Source organism: Proteus cibi (assembly GCF_003144405.1).
Lineage (GTDB): Bacteria > Pseudomonadota > Gammaproteobacteria > Enterobacterales > Enterobacteriaceae > Proteus > Proteus cibi.
Map to the genome: position 1 here is coordinate 63,799 of NZ_PENW01000026.1, position 23,897 is coordinate 87,695.

Sequence of the window (23,897 nt, forward strand, 5' to 3'; positions counted from 1 at the left end):
ATTTAATTGTCATTAATAATTGTTGATAACGTCTAATACATCCGCTTTGCTTTTTGCATTAAATAGCTTTTCAATATCTGTATCGTTATCAAAAAGTTCGGCTAATTTCATAATGGCATTAATATGGCTATCGTTATCTGTTGCAGCTAAAACAATCAGTAATTTCACAGGATCGTTTTCATCTGCACCAAATTCAACACCCTGCTCAACAATGGTTAAAGCAAGTGAAAGTTGATTAACTCCATCTTCAGGGCGCGCATGAGGCATCGCAATCCCAGGACCTAATACATAATATGGCCCTATTTTCTCGTGTGATTTGTAAATTGCATCGATATAACGAGGCTCAATACAACCTTTATCAATTAATGGCTGACACGCCACTTTAACGGCTTCTCGCCAATCGCTAACGTTTGGAACTACTTGCACCACATCGGGCGTTAATAACGTTTTAAGCATATTTATAACCTCAATAAGACTCTCTTTGAGCTTCGTTATTAAGGATAGTAATCATTAATGGTAGCGCTATCTAGATAGATCATTCGTAATTGTGATAGCGCTATCATTTTAATGAAATGTTAATTGCAGAAAATGCCAACAATTGACACTGTATTGTTTCAGCATAATAGGAAGATTTCAGGTAGGATCTGCGGTTAATAACATAGGCTACGCAAGCATAATCACAAATGATCAAAACACGTAAGCGCCGAAATACAGGTCGCGTCACATTACAAGATGTCGCTAAACATGCAGGAGTCGGATCAATGACTGTCTCTCGTGCATTGCGAACCCCTGAATTAGTTTCTGATAAATTACGAGAAAAAGTTAATCAAGCTGTAGAGGAACTTGGCTATATTCCTAATGCCTCAGCAGGTGCTTTAGCGTCAGCACAAAGTCATATTATTGCTGTACTGTTACCCTCTTTTACAGATAGAGCCAGTGCCGATTTTATGCAGTCTTTACAACAAATACTCAATCGCCATCAGTATCAAATTTTAGTGGGTTGTTATGAGCATCAACCTCATAAAGCCAGTGATGTGATTAATATGCTATTGCAAAGTAATCCTGCTGCATTAGTCGCCTTTGGTTCACAACTTAGCCCGACTCATTTTTTACATATCAGTAATGCCAATGTACCTGTTGTCAGTGTTGCCAGCCAATCAGATGAACAAGCGGCTATTAGTATTGATTGTTCTTATGAGCAAGCTGCATATGATTTAACAAATCATTTAGTCACCTTAGGGAAGCGTTGTATTGGTTATATTGGTGCGTTACAAGGACAACGCCTGCACCACCAGCAAATAACGGGTTGGTCGCGAGCGTTACTCAAAAATTATTTAAATGCTGAGCAAAGTGTCACTACACCTGATCCCGCATCGATGGCATACGGTCGGCAAGCATTAACAGAGATCTTATTGCGCCAACCCGAATTAGATGCAGTTATTTGTAGCCATGAGAGTATTGCGCTAGGTATGATTTTTGAATGTCAACGTCGATTAATTAAGATCCCGCAAGATCTGGCGATCGCTTGTTTAGAAGGTTCTGAAAATAGCGATCAGATATCCCCTTCTCTTACATCAATTCGCTTTGATTATCACAAAATGGGAAAAGAGGCAGGAAAACATCTGATAGCACTTTTACAACGTTTAAGAGACGAAGATGATAACGCTATATTCGAAGATACCGTTATCAACTATGCTTATCAATTTGAATTAGGGAACAGCACCCCTTAGTCTATGGTTTCTCTATTTTCTAGACGTGTACTGTTATTACGCGTTAACCAAAGAGAAAGGGCTTTTAATGAATCAGGCGTGAATTCATCACAGCGCTCAGTAATTTCAGAGGGAGTTAACCAACAGACTTCCTCAATTTCTTCTGCTTGCAATGCAAACGGTCCATGAGAAACACAGCTAAACAAGCTTCCCCATACACGGCAACTTTCATCATCATAATAAAATTGACCATGCTCAGCAAAAGGGACTCCCGCAATCCCTAACTCTTCTTCTGCTTCACGACGCGCACTTTCAAGTAAATTCTCACCTTGTTGAACTACCCCACCCGCAGTTGCATCCAACCAACCCGGATAAAAATCTTTTATTTCAGTTCGACGTTGCGCTAGGATTTTCCCCATTCCATCATGAACAACAATATAAGTTGCTCTATGTCTTAGATTTTCAGCTCGCATTTGTTGACGTGTTGCTTGTGCAACGACTTCATTTTTATCATCAACAATATCAACCCATTCAACCAATGCCGTCTTTTCTTGTTCCATCCTCAACAAACCTTTTTTAACCGATACTAAACGATCGTAATTTTTATCCTGAATATACCAAAATCACTATTTTTCACCACTACAATAATCATACGTAACTTGTTTTATCCATCTTGCACTTTTTTGCTTTTTATGATGTTAAAAGGCAGACTGTGATTATATTGTTTATTTAGTGCCTACTTTATTTTGGAGCTTTTAATGATTGACTTATATTATGCAGATACCCCAAATGGCCAAAAAATAACGCTTTTTCTTGAAGAAGCAGGCATACCTTATCAATTACATCGCATCGATATTAGTAAAGGCGATCAATTTAAACCTGAATTTTTAGCCATTTCACCCAATAATAAAATTCCCGCTATTGTAGATAACTCTCCTATTGATGGAGGCGAACCTCTCTCTATTTTTGAATCAGGTGCTATTCTTATCTATCTAGCGGAAAAAAGTGGCAAATTGCTCAGTCAAAATTTACGAGAAAAGACAACACAACTACAATGGCTATTTTGGCAAGTGGGGGGATTTGGTCCAATGTTGGGGCAAAATCATCACTTTACCCGTTATGCTACAGAAAAAGTCCCTTACGCCATTAAGCGTTATACTGAAGAAACACAACGTCTATATAGTGTGTTAGAAAAGAGATTAGCGCAATCACCTTATCTTGGTGGCAAAGAGTACAGCATTGCGGATATCGCAACATATACATGGGCTCGTCTGCATGATCACCACAATATTGATTTAGCAAATTATCCAGCAATTGATAAATGGCTAAACAACATTAACCAGCGCCCAGCAACAAAAAAACTCTTTGGTTAATAGAAACACTTTATATATCAGGATGATATTTATTCTTTATCAAGCAAGCAGATCAGGAGGATTGTGATGAAAATACTTATCACTGGTGGTACAGGATTAATTGGTAAAGCATTAGTTTGTGAACTCGCACTCGCCAATAATGATATTACGGTGCTTTCCCGTTCACCTCAAAAAGTTTACTCGCATTTTTGTAATGAAATCACCTGTTGGACTCAACTTAACGATAAACAAAATCTTAATGAGTTTGATGCCGTTATTAATCTTGCTGGAGAGCCTATTGCTGATAACCGTTGGACGCCCTCTCAAAAGCAAAAGTTGGTGAATAGTCGCTGTCATTTAACCCAGAAATTGGTTGATTTGATTAAAGCTAGCGATTCGCCTCCTGCTATTTTTATTTCCGGCTCCGCGGTAGGTTTCTATGGTGATCAAGGCGATAAAAAAGTGACCGAAGAGACACCCGCAAATCCTGAATTTACACATGAGCTCTGTGCTAAATGGGAACGCATCGCCCTTGAGGCTCAAACACCATTAACTCGAGTTTGCTTGTTGCGTACAGGGATTGTCCTTTCCACTCTCGGTGGTGCACTGCCTAAAATGAGTAAACCTTTTAAGTTAGGATTAGGTGGCAAATTGGGCAGTGGTAAACAATATATGCCATGGGTACATATTGATGATATGGTCAGAGCAATTGTTTTCTTACTTAAGACCCCAAATGCGGAAGGCGCTTTTAACTTAACAGCGCCTAACCCCGTACAAAATAAAGAGTTTACTCGCCTATTAGGAAAAGCGTTCAATCGCCCAGCCTTAATGACGGTTCCCGAAAGTGTATTACGTCTAGTGATGGGTGAAAGCGCAACATTAGTGTTAGGTGGGCAACAAGCTATACCTGAAAAATTACTCAATGCGGGCTTTGAATTTCGTTACCCACATTTAGAAGAGGCATTAAAAGATATTATTACCACAGGAAAATAATCTCTTTTAATTCGAAATAGGTATTCTACCGAATAAACGCAGTCAACAACGCTGCACCTTAAAGTACGATGAGTAAATACTCTAAATAATTCAAGATGCAGCTAGGCGACAAGTGAATGAGTCGCTAGGAGCATACAATAGTATGTGACTAGTGCGAATAAACGCAGTCAACAACGCTGCACCTTGAAGTATGACGAGTAACGCTGCAACTTAAAGTATGACGAGTATCTTTAGCGAACAGGCTTATCCCCTTCCCACCGTTGAAATAAATCATCAGGTAAATCAATATCAAACTGATCAAGTACACGATTCACAGTTTGATTAACAATATCATCAATTGTTTTAGGCTGAAAATAGAATGCAGGTACTGGGGGCATAATTACGGCGCCTAACTCAGAAGCTTGCGTCATTAATCGCAAATGACCTAAATGCAGTGGCGTTTCGCGCACACACAATACCAGTTTACGCCCTTCTTTAAGTACGACATCCGCTGCACGAGTGACTAACGTATCAGTATAACTATGAACAATACCTGATAAGCTTTTGATAGAACAAGGTAATATGACCATTCCGTTGACACGAAATGAGCCTGAAGAGATAGATGCGCCAATATCGCGATCGTCATAAATCACATCCGCTAAAGCATGAATATCTTTTAGCGAATAATCGGTTTCTAATGAAATAGTACGGCGTGCAGCTTGGCTAATCACTAAATGGGTTTCAACTGACGGCACAGATTTTAGTATCTCTAATAAACGTATACCGTAAATTGCACCACTGGCGCCGGTTAGCCCAACTATCAGCTTTTTCATTATAATCCTCAGAATATATATCTTTGTTAATCATTATGATGATTAACCCTCAAAAAACAAGCGTCGATGCAGAACACACTGGCATCGACGCTTTATAAGGGAGATATCTTACCGAAAAATTAGCCTTCGTTATAGATTTCCAAATTTTCTATTTCATTCTGATCACGAATTTTATGTTCATCATCACGACGTAGATTTTCTAAATAATCCAAATAATCTTGGTCTATATCTTTCGTAATATAAACACCGTCAAATACAGAACATTCAAACTGATTAATATCAGGATTCTCTTCTTGCACTGCCGCGATTAAATCAGTGAGATCTTGGAAAATAAGTCCATCAGCGCCAATTAATTTACGAATTTCATCCACTTCACGTCCATGAGCAATAAGCTCATTAGCATTTGGCATATCAATACCGTACACATTCGGGAAGCGAACTTCTGGCGCAGCTGAAGCAAAATAGACTTTCTTTGCCCCTGCTTCTCTTGCTAGTTCGACTATTTGCTCTGATGTTGTACCACGCACAATAGAGTCATCAATCAACAGAACATTTTTATCACGAAACTCTGCACGATTTGCATTCAGCTTACGTCTTACTGACTTACGGCGCTCTTGCTGACCAGGCATAATAAAAGTACGACCAACATAGCGATTTTTGACAAAACCTTGGCGATAAGGTTTGTTGAGAATATGTGCAATTTCTAAGGCAATATCACAAGAAGTTTCAGGGATGGGGATCACAACATCAATATGTAAATCATCCCATTCTTTGGCAATTTTAGCGCCTAATTTCTGCCCCATCCGTAAACGCGCATTATAAACCGAAATCTTATCAATAAAGGAATCAGGGCGAGCAAAGTAAACATACTCAAATAAACAAGGCATTAACTGCGGATTTTCGGCGCATTGGCGAGTAAAGAGTTGCCCTTGCTCTGTGATATAAATTGCTTCACCCGGTGCAACATCACGTAAGAATTCAAAACCTAAAGTATCGAGCGCGACACTTTCAGATGCGACCATATATTCATGGCGCCCATCTTCTAAGGTACGTTTACCTAATACTAAAGGACGAATACCAAAGGGATCACGGAAAGCCAGCAAACCATGACCAATGATTAACGCAACACAAGCATAAGCACCACGGAGCTTTTTATGCATTGCCGCAACGGCGGCAAAAATATTATCAGGCTCAAGTGGAAAATGGTCAAAACGGTCTAATTCATATGCCAATACATTGAGCAGGATTTCAGAATCAGAGGTGGTATTGATATGGCGACGGGCTGTTTCAAATAATTGGCGACGTAATAAATGCGCATTAGTTAAATTACCATTGTGCGCTAACGTAATACCAAAAGGTGAATTCACATAAAAAGGCTGTGCTTCTGATGCACTAGAACTACCCGCTGTTGGATAACGGACATGCCCTATCCCGATAGTACCTTTTAAACGCAACATATGACGAGTTTCGAACACATCTTTAACCAGTCCGTTCGCTTTGCGAAGACGGAAACCGTTGTTACCGTCTATCGTTGCAATGCCTGCTGCATCTTGACCTCGGTGTTGTAACACCGTTAACGCATCATAAATTGATTGGTTTACTGGATTAGCTCCAGCGATACCGACAATACCGCACATGAATAGATCCTCATCAGCCAGACGGAGAGGTTATATTCTCTCCGACACGAAACTTGACGCATTTTGCAGGTAGTCAAAGAACCACCTAATAATATGGTTGAATTGAGGAATAAGCTCAGAACGTTGCCAATCAGCGCTATCTGCCATAGGCGTAAACGCGCCTAAAACAAACAGTAATGCTGAGACTATCAGCACGCCTCTTAAAGCCCCGAAACAGACCCCCAATACACGATCTGTACCTGATAACCCTGTGCGTTGAACAAGAGAGCTAATCACATAATTCACAACAGCACCGACAATCAGTGTCGCAATAAATAACGTGACTATTGCAATCCCGTTACGAACCAGCTCATCTTCAAACCGGGTAAAATAGACGGCAAGATAAGGATAAAACTGACTAGCAACAAAGAAACCACAACCCCAGGTGATGAGTGACAATGCTTCACGAACAAAGCCACGGATCAGGCTGACTAATGCGGAAAAACCAATAATGGCAATGATGGCGTAATCTATCCAGACCATAAATTCTTTATCCAATAATGATGCTCCGCATTAATACGGAAGCATTCTAACAGAAAACGAAAACGTTTGCGTAATGCTAATTTTCGCTAATTTCAAAATAATTTACGGCGATATGAAAAATCATAATCGCCGCAATAAGTTAACGCTTTGTTACATCACTCATCTGATGACTCGTTTAGAAAAATTAAGGCTTATATGCCCTTACCTCACCTTGTAAGCCCGTAAGCTCTTTTAAATGAGGCAAAATAGCCTGTAATTCTGACTTAGAGGCACTCGGGCCAATGTAAATTCGAGTCACTTGCCCTGCCACTGGGCGTGCCGGTATGGTATATACCGGATAACCAGAGAAATGCATTTTCGCAATAATTTCTTCTACCTTCGCAGCATTTTTCAACGCACCTAATTGAACAACCCACGCCTCCCCTTTAGGTGGCTTAGTTTCTTGCACGGGTGGTGCTGGTGGTTGTGTTGGTGGTGTAACTACAGCAGGAGGCTCTGGTGTAGGTGTTGGCTGTTGTGGTGGTTGTACCGATGGTGTAACAGGTACAACAGCGGGTGCTTCTGGTGTTGTCACAGCAGGTTGCTCAACGCCTGTCACGGCTTCAGAAATCATACCTTCAGATGCGCCTTCTGATGGAGTCGAAGGCACCGCCGTTTGTTCTATCGGAGCGATAGATTCTATTTCTTGCTCATCACCTGGTTTGGGTACTAAAGGAATAGAGGCGAACTGGTCTTCGTTATATTTCTTATCGCCGTCAAGCAGTGCAGGTAAAAAAATAACCCCCACTGCCACCAATACAACGGCACCGACTAAGCGATTTTGAAATTTACTCGCCACCCACACTCTCCTTTTCCAAAAGTTCCATCACATGTGCGACAGTATGAAATGAGCCACAAACCACAACAATATCGTTAGGAGCTGCATCAGACATTGCTTGTTGCCATGCATGTTCAACACTATCGAATACCATGGGTTTCTCAAGATGCTGAGCTAACACATCAGCAGAAGCACCACGAAACTCATTAAGTGGAGCGACATACCAATGATCAGCCAATGGTGTTAAGCACGCTAATGTTCCTGCAATATCTTTATCACCCAGCATACCAACAACAATACGTACCTGAGTATCAGATTTTTGTGGTAATTGTGATAATTTTTCCGCTAAATATCCTGCCGCATGAGGATTATGAGCCACATCAAAGATAACCAAAGGGTGTTGAGAAATGACCTGAAAACGACCAGGTAATTGTGCGCGAGACATACCTTCGACAATACTTTTCTGTGTTATTGCTTGGCTGACTTTATCATCAGATTGGAGCAAGCAACGAATAACCCCCATTGCTGTCGCCGCATTGGCTAACGGAATATTAGGGATGGGTAATGCATCAAATTCACAGTCAACACAACGCCAATGCCAATGCTCACCTTCAATAGCAAAAGACCAATCCGTTCCACGACGGAAAAGTTTAGCTTTTTTTTCATTGGCAACTTGGGCTATGGAATGAGGCATATCCGGCTCACCCACAACAGCATAGTGGTTGGCTCGGAAAATACCGGCTTTCTCGTGACCAATATGCTCTCTATCGGCACCTAACCAATCTGTATGATCGAGGGCAATACTGGTGATAGCAGCAATATCCGCATCAACAATATTCGTCGCATCTAATCGACCGCCTAATCCTACTTCAAGAATAACCACATCAAGTTGTGCTTGTTGAAATAACTTTAGCGCAGCCAAAGTGCCATATTCAAAAAAGGTCAACGAAATATCGCCTCTCGCTTGTTCGATTTCTGCAAACACTTCACAAAAAGCACTTTCGGAGAGTTCTTTGCCTTGAATACGAACACGTTCTGTATAACGAACCAGATGAGGGGAGCTATAAACACCGACGTTCAATCCTGATGCCATCAAGATTGACTCTAGCATATGACAGGTTGTGCCTTTTCCATTTGTACCAGAGACAGTAATTACCTTAGGTGCAGGACGTAACACATTTAATATTTTTCCTACCTTGCCTACTCGCTCTAACCCCATATCAATAGCGCTGGAGTGTAAATGTTCAAGATAAGAAAGCCACACCGACAAAGGCGATGTGGCTTTAGGAGCAGTTATGATATTAGACATCTTCTTTTTTATTCGTTTCGATGTTAATTTCTGGCTCGTTGTCTGTAGATCCCACTTCATCAGCAATCATTTCTTCACTGATGATTTCATCTTCATTTTCATCTTCGACTAAATCATACTGAGTCAGCTTAGCCAGTAATTCAGCCAGCTCATCACGCATTTCAGGACGACGAATAATCATATCAATCGCCCCTTTTTCTAGTAGGAACTCACTGCGTTGGAAACCAGCAGGCAGTTTTTCACGTACTGTTTGTTCAATAACACGAGGACCGGCAAAACCAATAAGTGCTTTAGGTTCAGCAACGTTGATATCACCTAACATTGCTAAACTTGCAGAAACGCCACCCATTGTCGGATCAGTCATGACTGAAATATAAGGTAAACCACGTTCTTGCATTTTTGCTAATGCTGCACTGGTTTTTGCCATTTGCATTAATGACATCAGCGCTTCTTGCATACGAGCGCCACCACTCGCAGAGAAGCAAACTAATGGGCAGTTATCTTCAAGAGCTTGCTCAACCGCACGAACAAAACGAGCACCCACAACAGAAGCCATTGAACCGCCCATAAACGCGAATTCAAAAGATGCAGCAACAACTGGCATCTTTTTCAGCGTTCCTTTCATCACGATTAATGCGTCTTTTTCTTGCGTTTGTTTTTGAGCAGCGCTAATTCTGTCTTTGTATTTTTTAGAGTCACGGAATTTCAGAATATCTTTAGGCTCTAATTCGCTACCTAATTCGGTTGTACTTCCTGTATCAAGGAAAGTCTCAAGGCGACGGCGCGCTGAAATGCGCATATGGTGATCACATTTAGGGCAAACCTCTAAATTACGCTCTAATTCTGCGCGATAGAGTACCTGCCCACAGCTGTCACATTTAGTCCAAACCCCTTCAGGGATATTGGCTTTACGTGAACTTGTGATAGTGCTTTTGTTTAGAATTTTTTCAATCCAGCTCATTAATGGACCTTTTCGTCTGAATCTGACCTTCGCCAGTAAAATTATTGTTAGCGTATCAACCACAATGCACTGGCTGTGTGGTTAGCAAAGTTTATGATGATACCGCTTACTGAATTTCAGCGCATCTCTTTATTATGGCTATTCTACGGCAAAAACTGATGACAACTGCTCAAACCTCTTTGTTATCATTTTCTTTCTTTGCTTTTGCACTCGCTCTGCGGTGGCGTAGGATCTCAATAACGCCCGGTAAAATAGAAATAACAATAATGGCAACAATTAGCAATTTTAAGTTCTTTTGAACTATATCTAAGTCACCAAAAAAGTATCCTGCATAAGTAAATAGCAGTACCCATGCAATTGCCCCAGTAACATTATAAAAGGCAAAGTGACGATATGACATTTTACCCATTCCTGCAACGAATGGCGCAAAAGTTCGGATAATCGGCACGAATCTTGCCAAAATTATTGCTTTACCACCATGCTTTTCATAAAAAGCATGGGTTTTATCTAGATATTCTCGACGGAAAATCTTTGAATCAGGCTTACTAAATAGTTTTTCACCAAAAAGTCGCCCAATAGAATAGTTAACAGCATCCCCTAAAATAGCGGCACAAAGTAACAGTAAAACAATAATATGAACATTCACATCATTGGTTTCTAGTGAAGCTAAAGCGCCAGCAACGAATAATAAGGAGTCTCCGGGTAAGAAAGGCGTTACCACTAGCCCTGTTTCACAAAAAACAATAAGAAACAAGATGGCATAAACCCATGTACCATATTGTGCGACGAGTTCTGCTAAATGTGCATCAATATGTAAAATAAAATCAATTAGAAATTTAATTAAATCAACAAATTGCGTTAATATTTCCATAAATCCTCAGAAAACTGGGTGTCTTTATGATTGAGATATCTCAATAGGGTTATCCGCTAAAAATAGTGGGCCCATTGCAGGTTTTGGTAATTCAAAATGATCAGGATAATCTACTGAAACTAAATACAATCCATTTGCTTTCGCTGTGGCAGCAGCTTTAGTTCTGTCTTTTAAGGCTAATAATTCAGCCATCCAAGTAATATCCTGATTGCCACACCCTATTTCTAAAAGGCTGCCAACAATATTTCTCACCATATGATGAACAAATGCATTTGCTTTAATATCCACAACAACATAGTCACCATATCGAGAAACATTGACATGCATAACATTACGCCAAGGCGTTCGTGATTGACATTGGACAGCTCTAAAAGAGGTAAAATCATTTTCACCCAGTAGACATTGCGCGGCTTGATGCATACGTTCAGCGTCTAAAGGGTAATGAAAATGTGTCACGCCTGATGACAAAATAGCGGGACGATAGCGATGATTAAAAATCACATAGCGATAACGTCTTGCTGTTGCACTAAAGCGAGCATGAAAATCATCAGAAACGGTTTTTACCCAACGAACAGCGATATCCGCAGGTAAATGAGTATTAACACCCATTGTCCATGCGGGATCTTTACGGTGCGCCGTCGTTTCAAAATGGACAACTTGCCCCGTTGCATGTACACCAGCGTCAGTTCTCCCCGCACAAAACACAGATATAGGCTCATTAGCTACCTGTGAAAGCGCTTTTTCTAGCCGTTCTTGTACACTGCGCACTTCATTTTGGCGTTGCCAGCCATAATAGCGACTACCATCATATTCAACGCCTAAAGCAATTTTGATTGTTGTGCTTTCAGGCGTAACCGCTGACTCTGTCAAGGGCTGCTCTGCCACTTCAGCACTCACTTGCACATTCATTAGTAAAACTGCTCCTGCATTAATTGCTCTGCGACTTCAACAGCCATTAATGCCCCACCAAAGCGCACGTTATCTGCTACTGACCAAAATTGTAAAGCTTCTGGCATACCATAATCATTACGGAAACAGCCTAAATTTAAACTCACATTACCAGATGCATCAGTGACTTGAGTTGGAAAATCATTTTCATCACTGATATTAAGATCTTCATTTTCTTGTAATGTTTCACGCGCTTCATCACTTCCCATTGGGCGTGAAGTTTCTAATTGTACTGACTGTGCATTACCATAGAAAACAGGCGCTTGCAGTGTAGTAACAGAGATTGGTAAACCTTCGTCTTGTAAAATTTTACGAATTTGATCAACCATGCGACGCTCTTCTTGTATAGAGCCTTCGTCATCAACCATTAAAGGTAAAATGTTAAATGCTAACTGCTTATTAAAACGACCTAATTCCGGCGGAATACCGTTAAGTAAACGTGCACTTTGCCCTGCCAGTTCATCTACGGCTTGTTTTCCAAAACGAGAAACCGACATTAAATTTGTCACGCTAAGGCGCGTTAAACCCGCAGATTCTGTTAATGGATTAATGGCACGTAATAATTGGCTCACCATGCTATCAGCAATTGAAACAATATTACGAGTACGATATTCCGCTAGCATTGCACTGTTCACGCCTGGAACAACCAACGGTACATCCCAATCCATTGCAAAAATGCCACTACAATCAATCACGATACAGCCCGCATCAGCCGCTTGTTGTGCATATTGCGCACTGATTTCTGTCGGTGCCGCAAAGAAAGCTAATTGAATATCAGCCCACTCGATATTGTGAATACCTTGAACCGCAACACTTTTGCTATTTACACGCACTGATTTCCCAATGCTATCTTCACTTGCGACTGCAGTTAATTCACCAATGGGAAATTCACGTTCTTGCAGCAGTTCTAAAATTGCTTCACCAACAGCGCCTGTTGCACCAACAACTGCAATATTCCAACCTTCTCCCATAAGATATCCTCCAATACCATAAAATTTTTAAAATAATATTTTGCTTTATTTTTGTGTTGCACTTTTATATGTAGCGCTAAAGCCAATTGCATTTAATGTATCAACCGTGCTTTGATTGTCACAAATAACGTGCAGTGAAGACCATTCACGACGCACAGGATAAAATTTGCGTAATTTATCAAACTCCCCTTTTATTCCTGCCACTTTTCGTAATGGAGCATCATCACGGCGCACATCATAAACAAGATGAATAAGTTGTTTTAAAAGTGTTTGTGTTAACTCACCTTGTACTGAAATGGTGGAAATAGTAGGTGCAGGCAACAGCGTTGATAATTCAACTTGTTGAGGCTGCCCAATAAAATCACAATAAGCTTCAAAAACTTGAGTGGTACCACGCGCCTTACCTTCTAAGGTATAACCGGCTATATGTGGCGTCGCGATATCAACTTTATTTAATAATTCAATAGAGAGATCTGGCTCAGGCTCCCAAACATCCAATACAACGCGTAAGGATTTACCGTTCTCAAGTACAGATAATAATGCTTGATTATCAACAACCTCGCCACGGCTCGCATTAATTAAAATACGTCCTTCAGGTAGTTTTTCGAGGTTGCTCTCATTAATTAAATGATAACTTTTGTATAAGCCTGATTTATTGAGAGGTGTATGGAAAGTGATAATATCCGCTTTTTCTAACAATGTTTCCAATGGATGAAATTCTTCATCATCACCATTATCCGCTCTTGGTGGATCGCAAAGTAAAACATTGACACCCAATGCACGAAGGCGTGTTGCTAATCGCCCCCCTACATTTCCCACACCAACAATACCGACAACTTTATCGGTTAATTGAAAGCTATCTTGCTCTGCTAGCATCATCAGTGCAGAAAATACATATTCAACAACCGCGATAGCATTACAGCCTGGGGCTGATGAAAAACCAATTTGTTGCTGTTCTAACCAAGCTATGTCGACATGATCAAAACCCGCAGTCGCCGTTCCAACAAATTTTACTGGTTTGCCTGATAATAAGGATTCATTGACTTTAGTAATGGATCTCACCATTAAGGCATCAGAATCATTAAGCTCATCAGTAGGTAATGGGCGACCAGAAACAGCTTTTACCTCACCTAATTGGCGGAAAAGTTGTTCCGCATAAGGCATATTTTCATCAACCAGAATTTTCACGGTGTTATCTCACTGATTTGGTATTTATGTGTGTAAACAATCAATCGAAAAATAAAATTAAGCGGTCTATTTTGCCACTTATTCACCGCAAAGCCTATTATTGACAGTAAAATCCGACTAGATTTTAAGTAAATAAATGAAAAGAAAGCTTAACAATTGGGTAATCGACGAAAACGTTCGGGTGTTGTGCCAGCATATTGTTGAAACATTGCAATAAATGAAGATGAAGAGCTATATCCCACATCAAATGCAATGTCATTCACGCTTTTCCCTTGTTCTAATAAAGAAATTGCATGTAAAAAGCGTAGGCGCTTACGCCATTCACTAAATGACATACCTAATTCTTGTTGGCAACGACGAGAGAGTGTTCTTTCTGAGGTATAACGTTTTTTAGCCCATTCTTCTAAAGAGGTATTATTCGCTGGGTCCTGCTCTAATACAGAAAGTATAGGAGCAAGTAATTTATCTTTAGAAGACGGTAAATAAGTATGATGTATTGGCGAAGCTTTAAGTTGATCAATCAATACTTGAGCTAAGCGAAAATCTTCTTCTGTTTGTGGTTTACACACGCCACGATGAAAAAAGTCTGAAAAGATGGTTGAAAAAATAGCACTTAATTGGATCAAACAAGGTTTATCTAATAATCCTTCACACCAACTTGGCGCGATATCTAGCACTTTAAAAGAGAGTGTTTTTTTATTGTAACTAGCATGCCCTGTATTTTTGGGTATCCATACACTAAATTCTGGTGGCGCTAAAAACCGCTGTCCTCCGGCTTCTAAATCCATGACACCTGAAATCACATAAAGTAACTGACCAAAATCATGTTGATGATATACAAATTCTGTTTCAGCCAATAGTTGCTCATCACGAAATCGTACTGTATCTGGATCAGACAATAACCATTGCATTTTTTGTTGTTCAATTGTCATCGTTATGTTGTTCTCTTGTCATATTGTCTTTATTGGTCTATCTGTTGTCTGGTTTTCATTATATATATCTAATCAGACAGGCTTACAATAGCGGTCTGGTTTAAAATAGATGTGAGAACAATGAAAAACGCAATTTTTCCGCTTTTAGCGGTGTTAATCTGGTCCATTAATGCAGTCGTCAATAAAGCAGCTGCGTCTGTTATTGATCCTGCTGCAATCTCTTTTTATCGTTGGTTCCTCGCCTTTTTAATTATGACACCTTTTTTGATCATGCCAGTTTGGCATCATCGTAAAACCGTCAAACAATATTGGTGGAAATTATTTATTCTTGGTGCATTAGGGATGGTGATGTACCAAAGTTTGGCTTATTATGCGGCGCATTATGTGAGTGCGACATTTATGGGAATACTAAACTCTCTCATCCCATTATTAACCGTGATTATTAGTATTTTTGTTTTACGTGTCGTACCTACGGTAGGTATTGTTTTAGGCACCGTGCTTTCAATTAGTGGCTTAGTTTGGCTAATTAGCCGTGGCGACCCCTCTCAGTTACTTACCCAAGGTTTGGGTTATGGTGAACTGATGATGTTTATTGCATCGGCGTCATACGCTCTTTATGGTGTATTAACAAAACGATGGTCAATTGCACTACCTAACTGGCAATCACTTTACGTACAAATTGGATTTGGCGTTCTGTTATTATTACCAAACTTCTTTCTTGCCGAAAGTGTTGCATTAACAAAAGATAATATTGGATTGGTTATCTTCGCAGGTATCGGAGCTTCTATTCTTGCACCTTATCTGTGGATTTTAGGTGTGATGAAATTAGGTGCAAATACAACCTCTATTTTTATGAACCTCATGCCATTATTTACTGCAATGATCGCTATCGCACTTCTTGGTGAAGAAATGCATAGTTATCACTTAGTCGGTGGGGGGATTGTGTTACTTGGTGTCCTCTTAGTGCAACAACTTAGAACACCACTGAATTTCCGACGTCAGTCTGCTCAGAAAAAAGTAGATTGTCATCAGGAGATGTGAGTCAATGTCAAAAAGACAACAATAAAAAATGCCGGCTAAATTCTTAGCCGGTCACATTCATAATGTTAGATTTAATAAATAAAACTGACACAAGAAATCAAAGTATAAAATATAAAGTAATACAAGTATCCGTGGCAAACATTACCAACTTTTATATTAAATAGCTCCTACTTATTTGTAATAAAATAACCCAGATCAATTTTTTCGCGCTCTTTTTGTCTTATTCAACTTTTCCATTCATCTAACTCCATATAAAGCAAAACATTTAATGATTTTGAGCGAAATTAAATTAAACGATTGAAATAAAATGAACATACTTTGTTTTTCCTAATATAAACAATATATTAACAAAATTTGTCTATTTTATTAGAATAATAAAATGAGTAATTATTAGGAAAGATATTTTTAAACCTTATTTATATAATCTTTTTTTAATGATTTTTATTCAAAAAATATCTTTATTAGAATAATAAGTTATTTTTCATAATGAATTTCAAATAAAAAAGCAGACCCCATTAAAATGAAGTCTGCTTTTTTTAATAAGAAAATATAAGTATATTTAACTATTTTTTATATTTACTCATGACTAATGAAGCATTTGTACCACCAAAACCAAAGCTATTTGACATTACCGTCTCTAGCTTCTGTTCTGTTGGTTGAGTAATGATGTTCATACCCTTTGCTTTATCATCTAATTCTTCAATATTGATGCTTGGTGCAATAAATCCATGCTCTAACATTAGTAAGCTATAAATTGCTTCATGCACACCAGCAGCACCTAATGAGTGACCTGTCATTGCTTTTGTTGCTGAGATAGCTGGTGTATGCGAACCAAACACTTCAGTGATAGCTTCAAGCTCTTTTAGATCGCCAACGGGTGTTGAAGTACCGTGTGTATTGATATAATCAACTTTATCAATACCTTGCATTGCCATTTGCATACAACGTACAGCACCTTCACCTGATGGGGCAACCATGTCGGCACCGTCAGACGTTGCACCATAACCTACGACTTCGCCATAGATATGTGCACCACGCGCTAATGCGTGCTCTAACTCTTCAACAACCACAATACCGCCACCGCCTGCGATAACAAAACCATCACGGTTTTTATCGTAAGTACGAGAAGCTTTGGTTGGCGTTTCGTTATATTTAGTTGAAAGTGCACCCATTGCGTCAAATTCGCAGGTCATTTCCCAACTTAACTCTTCACCACCACCAGCAAATACAACATCTTGTTTGCCTAACTGGATAAGCTCAACGGCGTGACCAATACAGTGTGCTGATGTTGAACAAGCAGAACTGATTGAATAGTTAACACCTTTAATTTTGAAAGGTGTTGCTAAACAAGCTGAAACACCTGATGCCATTGCACGAGTTACCATATAAGGACCTACGCCACGTAGACCTTTTGCTCTCATGCCATCAGAACCTTGAACTTGGTTACGTGGTGAACCACCACCAGAACCAACGACTAAGCCAGAACGAATATTAGAAACTTGGTCTTCTGTCAGACCTGAATCAGCTATCGCCTCTTGCATAGATAAATAGGCATAAACCGATGCATCGCTCATAAAACGGCGGATTTTACGGTCAATAAGACCTTCAGTATCAAGCTTAACGTTGCCCCAAATGTGGCTACGAAGCCCCATCTCTTTAAATTCTTCTGAGAAAGTTATCCCGGAACGACCTTCTTTTAAAGAATCCAGCACTTCTTTCTGGTTATTACCAATGCTCGAAACAATACCCAGACCCGTGATCACTGCGCGCTTCATTCATACCTCTTTACAATAATAGTTGTAGCTGCGGGATTTCTGAATAGCACTTTAGCGTACAGTTGTACGCCGAACAAGTCCGATCAGGATCTTTTTTACAAAAATACAGATAAGCTGATAAAACACTTTCCCTTTTAAGTCTGGCACAAGCCACCTAACGGCGCTAAGATATTGGTTAATTTTTACGAGAAATACAGGCAGTTCCGTGAATAATAGCCCGATAAATACTGCGTCCTTAAGTTGGAATGAACTTGGTACGCCTATCTCTGAACAATTTGGCGATATTTACTTTTCAAACCAAGATGGTCTAGAAGAAACTCGACATGTGTTCTTACAGGGAAATCATTTTCCATCACGTTTTGGTACACATGTACGCTCTGAATGTGTTATCGCAGAAACTGGATTTGGTACAGGACTGAATTTTCTGACTCTTTGGCAAGCATTTGAGCAGTTTCGTCAAACAACTCCTGATGCAAAACTCCAGCGTTTACATTATGTTAGTTTTGAAAAATTTCCACTCACTAAAGAAGATTTACACACTGCCCATAGTCACTGGCATGAACTCGAAAAATATTCACAAGAGTTATGCTCTCAATGGCCTAAACCTATTGCCGGTTGTCACCGCATTATTCTTGCTGATGGTGCAATTACCCTTGATTTATGGTTTGGCGATATCAATACACTCCTGCCTCAAACTCGCCAAACACTACATAATAAAATTGATGCTTGGTTTCTTGATGGTTTTGCACCTTCTAAAAATCCACAAATGTGGAGTGAAACCTTATTCCAAGCTATGGCTGATTCAATGCGTGAAAACGGCACGTTCGCTACTTTTACCGTTGCTGGTTTTGTTAGACGTGGACTACAACGTGTTGGTTTTGAAATTAAAAAAGTAAAAGGTTTTGGTGAGAAAAGAGAGATGCTCACGGGGCTATTTCCTCATTCACCATCACCCGAATTTGTTCCTTACTATGCACGACCTAGCGCCACTGAACACAAAGATATCGCAATTATTGGTGGTGGAATTGCTAGTGCATTAATGGCGCTCTCATGTTTAAGACGAGGCGCTAAAGTTACGGTTTATTGCAAAGACGAACACCCCGCGACCAATGCGTCTGGTAATAGGCAAGGCGTTTTATATCCATTACTCAATGGTAAATCAGATGAGCTAGAGCAATTCTTTACGCAAGCTTTTTTATTCTCTCTTCGTTATTACGATCAATTAGATCAAATGGGTGTTAACTTCACTCATCAATGGTCAGGTGTTGCTCAAATTATTTACAACGACAGAGTTCGTAAAAAAGCAGAGCGTATCATGGATAATTCACTACCATTTGCTCACCTTGCACGTTATCTCACAGAAGAAGAGATAAATAAATTATGTGGGCTTGATATCAATTGTGATGGGCTTTTTTATCCTCAGGGGGGTTGGCTTTCTCCAACGGAATTAACCAATAACGCACTACAGCTTGCCAAACAATTAGGTGCGGATCTCTTATTTAAACACCACGTAGTACAGCTAGAAGCACAAGATCTGCATTGGCATTTAACAATTAATCGTCAACATAATGATGAACACTCACCATATTTAGCTCAACATGATTGTGTTATTTTAGCCAATGGACAATGTATTACCGATTTTAGCCAAAGTGCAAAATTTCCAATTAGCGCGGTACGTGGTCAAGTGAGTCATATTCCAACCACTGAAAATTTATCAAAACTCAGCACTGTTTTATGTTACGACGGTTATTTTACACCTGTTGACCCTCAAGATAATTTGCATTGTGTCGGAGCGAGTTTTCGTCGTGATAAATTAGATTTAGAAATATCGCGTCAAGAACAAGAAGATAATCAATGGCATCTCACTCACTGTTTATCTAAAGCCAAATGGACTCAAGATGTTAATTTTAGCCAAAATCAGGCGCGTGTGGGTATTCGTTGTACTATTCGAGATCATCTCCCACTATTAGGTGAGGTACCTGACTTTGATCGATTAATTGTAGAATATAAGCACCTAGATAGATTTAAACGTAGAAGAAAGATCCCTTCATTAGCTCCCGCTTTTCATCAGCTCTATGTTTTTAGCGCATTAGGTTCACGAGGTTTATGTTCAGCACCTTTATCTGCTGAAATATTAGCAAGCCAAATTTTTGATGAACCTTTTCCAGTTGAAGATAATGTGTTGAATGCCTTACACCCTAATCGTTTTTGGGTAAGAGCATTATTGCGAGGAAAGTCGATTGAAGTAAAATAAATGTCTAAGCAACCGACTTGGGTTGCTTGGCTCGCTTATTTTTGCTTTTTGTTTTACTCATTGAGAGATCCGACATCATCGCATGCAAAGAGAAGCTAAAGCTCAAACTTCATTGCACAGCGCATTTCTTTTACAAATCCCCCACTTTCAACTTCATCATCTAAGATTTCTTGCAAAGAATGAGGAATTTCACTTTCTGATAAAATAGAAAAACCTAAACGTTGATAATACGGTGCATTCCAAGGTACATGACGAAAGGTTGTCAACGTAACCGCATCAAAGTGATGTAGCTTGGCTTCATCTTTTACTTTTTGAATAAGTAATTTACCAATGCCCCTATTTTGCCAGTCTTGGCTCACTGAGAGTTCATGAATAAATAAGCTTTCTGGTAATGGCTTCGTCATAATAAAACCGACGGGCTCATTCTCACGATTAACAGCGACCCAATGTCCTTTATGGTTAATAAAAGCTAAATGTTTTTCAACACTTTGTACGCCACTTTCGCTTATCCAACTTAAATCTTCTAAGGTGCTAAATAATTGCCCTGCTGATTGCTCGATAGCCGGTAATTTACTTGCATCATCAATTTGTGTGAGGCGAAGCGTAATATCGTTATTTTTTATTTTGGCTTGTGTTGTTGTCATAGCGATTTCCCGTTATGTTTTTATTTTTTAGTGACTTAAATATGTTAAAAAAGCCACCCGATTGGATGGCTTACAATTGCATTAAGTGGCTTTTACTCTTTGAATACCTTACTCTTTCGGTAATATACCGTAAGATTGAAATTTACCACTCTCTTCCATAAAATGGTTGTAATACTTGTTGTCTTCTACAGAGTCTTTCACCACTCTATTAGCATACGCGCTAGAGACAGCAAGTGTCGCCTTATAAAGTTTATCTTTTAATGTGTTATGGATCTTTGGATCGTCACTTTCTTGGATTTGATTTAATAATGACACTAGCTCTTCTGCATCAGCTTGAATATCAGGATCAGTAAATTCTGCTGTCGGTAACATATAGTCTAAATCAAGGTTAACTGAGTCGTTATATTCATCTTCTTGAGTAAACGGAGCTAAATCTTTACTGTATTCCGCTGAAATATATTTAATAAATTCAGGTTTATCAAAGCATTTATTTTTTATACTACCGTTATTATTTTTATTACGAGTACGGATCTCATTAGGAAATGGCTCACCTAAGGCATAAGTACACTGAAACACATTACCATCAATTAATGTGGCATTAGTGCTACGTACTGGAAGTTCAAATTCATAGCCATTAATAATAACGGGGTAATCAACCGGTTTAAATTGGTCTGTTTTTCCCTTTACGGCATAAACTTCAGAAAGGGTGTAATACATAAAATTATCAGGATTTAATATGCCACCATTATTATGATCATAAACCATAAATCGCGCATTATTACCGGCACTATCTGTTAAATTATGTTCACCGGGTGACAATGTTATGTAACCATTTTTACCCGGTTCAACCTGATATTCTTTACCATCGACGCTAAAACTAATAACTTTCTCGCTTGGATTACTGTAATAAAACTTATTTTTTTTATTATCTAAATCAAATTGATCACAAGCAGATAAAAATAAAACAGCGCTAGTCAGTAGGCCTATTTTAAAGAAATTTTTCATCGTATCGTTATCCTTATCATAAATATTCTATGCAAATCATTTGCATCCCGAGAAACATTCCTAAAAAACATTTAAAAGTAATTTTACAGAAATGGCAAGGAGTTACAAAAGATAGCACTATTATGCTTAATCAATGAGAGATACATCGACTTTGAAAAATCAAATAAAAACAATTGATAAATAGTAAGGATCAATTTTTGTATAAAAACCAATCTAATTCAACAGTAAATATCTTAAATATAACTTAGAGACTGTGATTTTAATAAGGTATTAAGAAAGAAAAAACAACCGATTGATGCCGGTTGTTCTCTTGGTCGACATATCGAATTAATTAATTGAGTTAACTAAATCATGCCATGTAGATAAAACTAACGCTTGATCTGGAGGTGAAAGCTCACCTGCTTTTATCGCCTTTTGAATGCTCTCTTCTACACGCGCTCTTAACGCTTCTAACTGCGTGTTATTTTCTTGCTCAAGTTCAGCAATAGCCAATGTAATATGACCTTGTAAATACCCGCCTGCAAATAATTCATCGTCAGTGGCATGTTCAACACGGCTATCAATTTTATCTAATAAGTACGCTTCATACTCAGAAAGCATTATTTATCCTCAATATATAATGTTGCTATCTCTTATATTTACCTTGTCTTAGCAAAGCATAAATACATCTGTTCCAGCAACCTTACTACTTCAGACTCCACCCTATTGGGTAAAACCTTCACAGTGGATAGGCGATAGTTATTCTCGCAATCCTTAATTAACTAAAGGATTTTCCTGATAAGGAAACATCTCTTCCGTTAGCTCTGGGGTATTGTAAAACAAATGTAACGCATTAATAAATAGCTGTGCGCGAGGTGGCGTGTTTTTGTCTCGTAAATAAGCGAGCACTTGTTCTCTAACTTTGTTTCTAAATTCATAACGGTCAGGTTCAAAGTTACCTTCTAAATTGTCACAACTGACATTAAAAGGATAACCAGCCGCTTGGCAGAATAACCAATCTAACGCTTGAGGTTTGATTTCTACAACTTCAAACTGCCCTTGCGTGATCTCATCTCGTCCATCAGGGCAATACCAGTAACCATAATCAACTTGTTGGCGACGTGCCTCTCCGGCAATACACCAATGTGAAATTTCATGTAATGCACTGGCATAAAAACCATGAGCAAAAATGATTTGGTGATAAGGTGTCTCTTCATTTGCAGGCAAATAAATCGGCTCATCATCCCCTTTAACTAAACGAGTTTGGAAACTTTCGCTGAAACATTGATTAAAGATATCAATTAACTGTTGATAATGATGTGCTGACATTTAAAAACCATCTATTCCTAATTAAAAAGTGCAGAAAACCAAAGTGCAATAGTATCGCCATGATTGTCATGTATGAGTTTGATGCTCATCAAAAAGGAGATAATGACCAACATAGGTCTTATTAATTTTTGCCCTTTTGTTAATACTAAACCTGCACCTAAGCGAGCACCAATAAACTGCCCACAAAGCATAACTAAACCAATAGTCCAAATAACCTGCCCACCAATAATAAAAAACAGTAAAGAACCAAAGTTAGAGGTGAAGTTAAGTAACTTAGCATGAGCTGTTGCTTTTGAAAGATTATATCCAAGTAGCATGACATAACCTAAAGCAAAAAAAGAACCTGTACCGGGGCCAAAAACACCATCATAGAAACCGACGCCTCCACCTAATATTGCACCAAAAGTATAGTAACCAATACGTTGTTTACTATCTTGAGCACCTATTGATGGAGTGAGAAGAAAATAGAGACCGATGGCTATAGTAAGAATAGGAAGTGCTTGTTTAAGGATCTCTGGATTAATAAACTGCACCAACATGGCACCAGAAACGGCACCAATAAAAGTCATTAAAATTGCAAATCGCTGCGCTTTTAAATCAATGACTTTTCGGCGTATAAAATACATGGTCGCCGAAAATGAGCCGCCTACGGATTGCAGTTTATTCGTTGCTAGAGCTTGAACAGGCGGGATACCCGCAGATAACAAAGCGGGAATAGTGATTAATCCACCGCCACCCGCAATTGAATCAATAAAACCAGCGATTAAAGCAACAAAGAAGAGAAGAAGGTAGATGCCATCTGAAAAGAGCCAATCCATTTATCTATCCGAATTATTAGGAATGAAGGA

The 23,897-nt window shown here is 39.1% G+C and carries 24 protein-coding genes; 5 read left to right on the forward strand and 19 right to left on the reverse strand.

The annotated features are described in order from the left end of the window. Positions 1-12 precede the first annotated feature (12 nt). A complete protein-coding gene (locus DK865_RS14000) occupies positions 13-456 on the reverse strand; it encodes a PTS sugar transporter subunit IIA (RefSeq protein WP_023581699.1) in 444 nt (147 codons plus the stop codon). Positions 457-683: 227 nt separating this feature from the next. On the opposite strand from DK865_RS14000, the gene DK865_RS14005 reads away from it, so the two are divergent. Beyond that, positions 684-1,730 (forward strand): LacI family DNA-binding transcriptional regulator, encoded by a 1,047-nt coding sequence (locus DK865_RS14005; protein ID WP_023581698.1) that lies wholly within the window; start codon positions 684-686, stop codon positions 1,728-1,730. Here the strand turns inward: DK865_RS14005 and yfcD are convergent. Further along, complete coding sequence (yfcD, locus tag DK865_RS14010) at positions 1,727-2,269, reverse strand: NUDIX hydrolase YfcD (protein WP_023581697.1); 543 nt, start codon at positions 2,267-2,269, stop codon at positions 1,727-1,729. The two genes, DK865_RS14005 and yfcD, sit on opposite strands and share 4 nt — an antisense overlap. Positions 2,270-2,467: 198 nt before the next feature. On the opposite strand from yfcD, the gene DK865_RS14015 reads away from it, so the two are divergent. Both DK865_RS14015 and DK865_RS14020 read left to right on the forward strand, forming a co-directional pair. Next, positions 2,468-3,082: a glutathione binding-like protein gene (locus DK865_RS14015; protein ID WP_109392202.1), complete on the forward strand. Its 615-nt coding sequence runs from the start codon at positions 2,468-2,470 to the stop codon at positions 3,080-3,082. Between the two features lie 66 nt (positions 3,083-3,148). Continuing rightward, the gene (locus DK865_RS14020; protein WP_109392203.1) at positions 3,149-4,054 is read left to right on the forward strand and encodes a TIGR01777 family oxidoreductase; all 906 of its coding nucleotides are present in this window, start codon (positions 3,149-3,151) and stop codon (positions 4,052-4,054) included. 230 nt (positions 4,055-4,284) lie between these two features. On the opposite strand, the gene DK865_RS14025 is transcribed toward DK865_RS14020, so the two are convergent. The 11 genes from DK865_RS14025 to DK865_RS14075 form a co-directional block, all read right to left on the reverse strand. Next, positions 4,285-4,866, reverse strand: coding sequence for a UbiX family flavin prenyltransferase (locus DK865_RS14025; protein WP_023581694.1), 582 nt, complete (start codon positions 4,864-4,866; stop codon positions 4,285-4,287). A gap of 119 nt (positions 4,867-4,985) precedes the next feature. Beyond that, a complete protein-coding gene (gene purF / locus DK865_RS14030; RefSeq protein ID WP_023581693.1) occupies positions 4,986-6,503 on the reverse strand; it encodes an amidophosphoribosyltransferase in 1,518 nt (505 codons plus the stop codon). A gap of 30 nt (positions 6,504-6,533) precedes the next feature. Beyond that, positions 6,534-7,025 (reverse strand): colicin V production protein, encoded by a 492-nt coding sequence (gene cvpA, locus DK865_RS14035; RefSeq protein ID WP_023581692.1) that lies wholly within the window; start codon positions 7,023-7,025, stop codon positions 6,534-6,536. Between the two features lie 184 nt (positions 7,026-7,209). After that, on the reverse strand, positions 7,210-7,863 hold the full coding sequence (gene dedD / locus DK865_RS14040; protein WP_109392204.1) for a cell division protein DedD: 654 nt from the start codon (positions 7,861-7,863) through the stop codon (positions 7,210-7,212). Next, positions 7,853-9,151, reverse strand: a complete 1,299-nt coding sequence (folC, locus tag DK865_RS14045) for a bifunctional tetrahydrofolate synthase/dihydrofolate synthase (protein WP_109392205.1) — start codon at positions 9,149-9,151, stop codon at positions 7,853-7,855. The genes dedD and folC overlap by 11 nt, the downstream gene beginning before the upstream one ends. Continuing rightward, on the reverse strand, positions 9,144-10,112 hold the full coding sequence (gene accD, locus DK865_RS14050; RefSeq protein WP_036912602.1) for an acetyl-CoA carboxylase, carboxyltransferase subunit beta: 969 nt from the start codon (positions 10,110-10,112) through the stop codon (positions 9,144-9,146). Before accD ends, folC begins: the two co-directional genes overlap by 8 nt. 169 nt (positions 10,113-10,281) lie before the next feature. Continuing rightward, positions 10,282-10,983 carry a DedA family protein gene (locus DK865_RS14055; protein ID WP_023581690.1) on the reverse strand — a complete coding sequence of 234 codons (702 nt, stop codon included), beginning with the start codon at positions 10,981-10,983 and terminating at the stop codon, positions 10,282-10,284. Between the two features lie 24 nt (positions 10,984-11,007). Next, complete coding sequence (truA, locus tag DK865_RS14060) at positions 11,008-11,892, reverse strand: tRNA pseudouridine(38-40) synthase TruA (RefSeq protein WP_228407792.1); 885 nt, start codon at positions 11,890-11,892, stop codon at positions 11,008-11,010. Further along, entirely contained in the window at positions 11,892-12,902 is a 1,011-nt protein-coding gene (locus DK865_RS14065; protein ID WP_109392206.1) for an aspartate-semialdehyde dehydrogenase, read from the reverse strand. Before DK865_RS14065 ends, truA begins: the two co-directional genes overlap by 1 nt. 45 nt (positions 12,903-12,947) lie before the next feature. Then, the gene (gene pdxB / locus DK865_RS14070) at positions 12,948-14,090 is read right to left on the reverse strand and encodes a 4-phosphoerythronate dehydrogenase PdxB (protein WP_109392207.1); all 1,143 of its coding nucleotides are present in this window, start codon (positions 14,088-14,090) and stop codon (positions 12,948-12,950) included. Positions 14,091-14,239: 149 nt separating this feature from the next. Further along, the gene (locus DK865_RS14075) at positions 14,240-15,022 is read right to left on the reverse strand and encodes an AraC family transcriptional regulator (protein ID WP_023581687.1); all 783 of its coding nucleotides are present in this window, start codon (positions 15,020-15,022) and stop codon (positions 14,240-14,242) included. A 120-nt stretch (positions 15,023-15,142) separates the two neighbouring features. Between DK865_RS14075 and DK865_RS14080 the strand changes: the two genes are divergently transcribed. Beyond that, entirely contained in the window at positions 15,143-16,063 is a 921-nt protein-coding gene (locus DK865_RS14080) for a DMT family transporter (RefSeq protein ID WP_023581686.1), read from the forward strand. A 563-nt stretch (positions 16,064-16,626) separates the two neighbouring features. On the opposite strand, the gene fabB is transcribed toward DK865_RS14080, so the two are convergent. After that, entirely contained in the window at positions 16,627-17,838 is a 1,212-nt protein-coding gene (gene fabB / locus DK865_RS14085; protein ID WP_023581685.1) for a beta-ketoacyl-ACP synthase I, read from the reverse strand. Positions 17,839-18,043: 205 nt separating this feature from the next. Here fabB and mnmC point away from each other — a divergent pair, with 205 nt between their 5' ends. Further along, positions 18,044-20,092 carry a bifunctional tRNA (5-methylaminomethyl-2-thiouridine)(34)-methyltransferase MnmD/FAD-dependent 5-carboxymethylaminomethyl-2-thiouridine(34) oxidoreductase MnmC gene (gene mnmC, locus DK865_RS14090; RefSeq protein WP_109392208.1) on the forward strand — a complete coding sequence of 683 codons (2,049 nt, stop codon included), beginning with the start codon at positions 18,044-18,046 and terminating at the stop codon, positions 20,090-20,092. A gap of 95 nt (positions 20,093-20,187) precedes the next feature. On the opposite strand, the gene DK865_RS14095 is transcribed toward mnmC, so the two are convergent. The 5 genes from DK865_RS14095 to DK865_RS14115 form a co-directional block, all read right to left on the reverse strand. Next, on the reverse strand, positions 20,188-20,736 hold the full coding sequence (locus tag DK865_RS14095; protein WP_109392209.1) for a GNAT family N-acetyltransferase: 549 nt from the start codon (positions 20,734-20,736) through the stop codon (positions 20,188-20,190). Between the two features lie 108 nt (positions 20,737-20,844). Continuing rightward, positions 20,845-21,741 (reverse strand): hypothetical protein, encoded by an 897-nt coding sequence (locus DK865_RS14100; RefSeq protein ID WP_023581683.1) that lies wholly within the window; start codon positions 21,739-21,741, stop codon positions 20,845-20,847. Positions 21,742-22,068: 327 nt separating this feature from the next. Beyond that, positions 22,069-22,341, reverse strand: a complete 273-nt coding sequence (locus DK865_RS14105) for a YfcL family protein (protein WP_006533359.1) — start codon at positions 22,339-22,341, stop codon at positions 22,069-22,071. 153 nt (positions 22,342-22,494) lie between these two features. Next, complete coding sequence (locus tag DK865_RS14110; protein ID WP_023581682.1) at positions 22,495-23,049, reverse strand: elongation factor P hydroxylase; 555 nt, start codon at positions 23,047-23,049, stop codon at positions 22,495-22,497. A gap of 17 nt (positions 23,050-23,066) precedes the next feature. Next, positions 23,067-23,867: a sulfite exporter TauE/SafE family protein gene (locus DK865_RS14115; protein ID WP_023581681.1), complete on the reverse strand. Its 801-nt coding sequence runs from the start codon at positions 23,865-23,867 to the stop codon at positions 23,067-23,069. Between the last annotated feature and the right edge of the window lie 30 nt (positions 23,868-23,897).

Excerpts from the sequence above, each read along its gene's own strand:
- DK865_RS14020 (WP_109392203.1), top strand. The coding sequence starts at position 3,149 with ATGAAAATACTTATCACTGGTGGTACAGGATTAATTGGTAAAGCATTA.
- truA (WP_228407792.1), bottom strand. The coding sequence starts at position 11,892 with ATGAATGTGCAAGTGAGTGCTGAAGTGGCAGAGCAGCCCTTGACAGAG.
- cvpA (WP_023581692.1), bottom strand. The coding sequence starts at position 7,025 with ATGGTCTGGATAGATTACGCCATCATTGCCATTATTGGTTTTTCCGCA.
- accD (WP_036912602.1), bottom strand. The coding sequence starts at position 10,112 with ATGAGCTGGATTGAAAAAATTCTAAACAAAAGCACTATCACAAGTTCA.
- DK865_RS14025 (WP_023581694.1), bottom strand. The coding sequence starts at position 4,866 with ATGAAAAAGCTGATAGTTGGGCTAACCGGCGCCAGTGGTGCAATTTAC.
- DK865_RS14080 (WP_023581686.1), top strand. The coding sequence starts at position 15,143 with ATGAAAAACGCAATTTTTCCGCTTTTAGCGGTGTTAATCTGGTCCATT.
- folC (WP_109392205.1), bottom strand. The coding sequence starts at position 9,151 with ATGTCTAATATCATAACTGCTCCTAAAGCCACATCGCCTTTGTCGGTG.
- DK865_RS14065 (WP_109392206.1), bottom strand. The coding sequence starts at position 12,902 with ATGGGAGAAGGTTGGAATATTGCAGTTGTTGGTGCAACAGGCGCTGTT.
- yfcD (WP_023581697.1), bottom strand. The coding sequence starts at position 2,269 with ATGGAACAAGAAAAGACGGCATTGGTTGAATGGGTTGATATTGTTGAT.
- DK865_RS14075 (WP_023581687.1), bottom strand. The coding sequence starts at position 15,022 with ATGACAATTGAACAACAAAAAATGCAATGGTTATTGTCTGATCCAGAT.
- DK865_RS14100 (WP_023581683.1), bottom strand. The coding sequence starts at position 21,741 with ATGAAAAATTTCTTTAAAATAGGCCTACTGACTAGCGCTGTTTTATTT.
- DK865_RS14005 (WP_023581698.1), top strand. The coding sequence starts at position 684 with ATGATCAAAACACGTAAGCGCCGAAATACAGGTCGCGTCACATTACAA.
- DK865_RS14055 (WP_023581690.1), bottom strand. The coding sequence starts at position 10,983 with ATGGAAATATTAACGCAATTTGTTGATTTAATTAAATTTCTAATTGAT.
- purF (WP_023581693.1), bottom strand. The coding sequence starts at position 6,503 with ATGTGCGGTATTGTCGGTATCGCTGGAGCTAATCCAGTAAACCAATCA.
- DK865_RS14015 (WP_109392202.1), top strand. The coding sequence starts at position 2,468 with ATGATTGACTTATATTATGCAGATACCCCAAATGGCCAAAAAATAACG.
- DK865_RS14000 (WP_023581699.1), bottom strand. The coding sequence starts at position 456 with ATGCTTAAAACGTTATTAACGCCCGATGTGGTGCAAGTAGTTCCAAAC.
- DK865_RS14105 (WP_006533359.1), bottom strand. The coding sequence starts at position 22,341 with ATGCTTTCTGAGTATGAAGCGTACTTATTAGATAAAATTGATAGCCGT.
- DK865_RS14110 (WP_023581682.1), bottom strand. The coding sequence starts at position 23,049 with ATGTCAGCACATCATTATCAACAGTTAATTGATATCTTTAATCAATGT.
- fabB (WP_023581685.1), bottom strand. The coding sequence starts at position 17,838 with ATGAAGCGCGCAGTGATCACGGGTCTGGGTATTGTTTCGAGCATTGGT.
- DK865_RS14115 (WP_023581681.1), bottom strand. The coding sequence starts at position 23,867 with ATGGATTGGCTCTTTTCAGATGGCATCTACCTTCTTCTCTTCTTTGTT.
- DK865_RS14095 (WP_109392209.1), bottom strand. The coding sequence starts at position 20,736 with ATGACAACAACACAAGCCAAAATAAAAAATAACGATATTACGCTTCGC.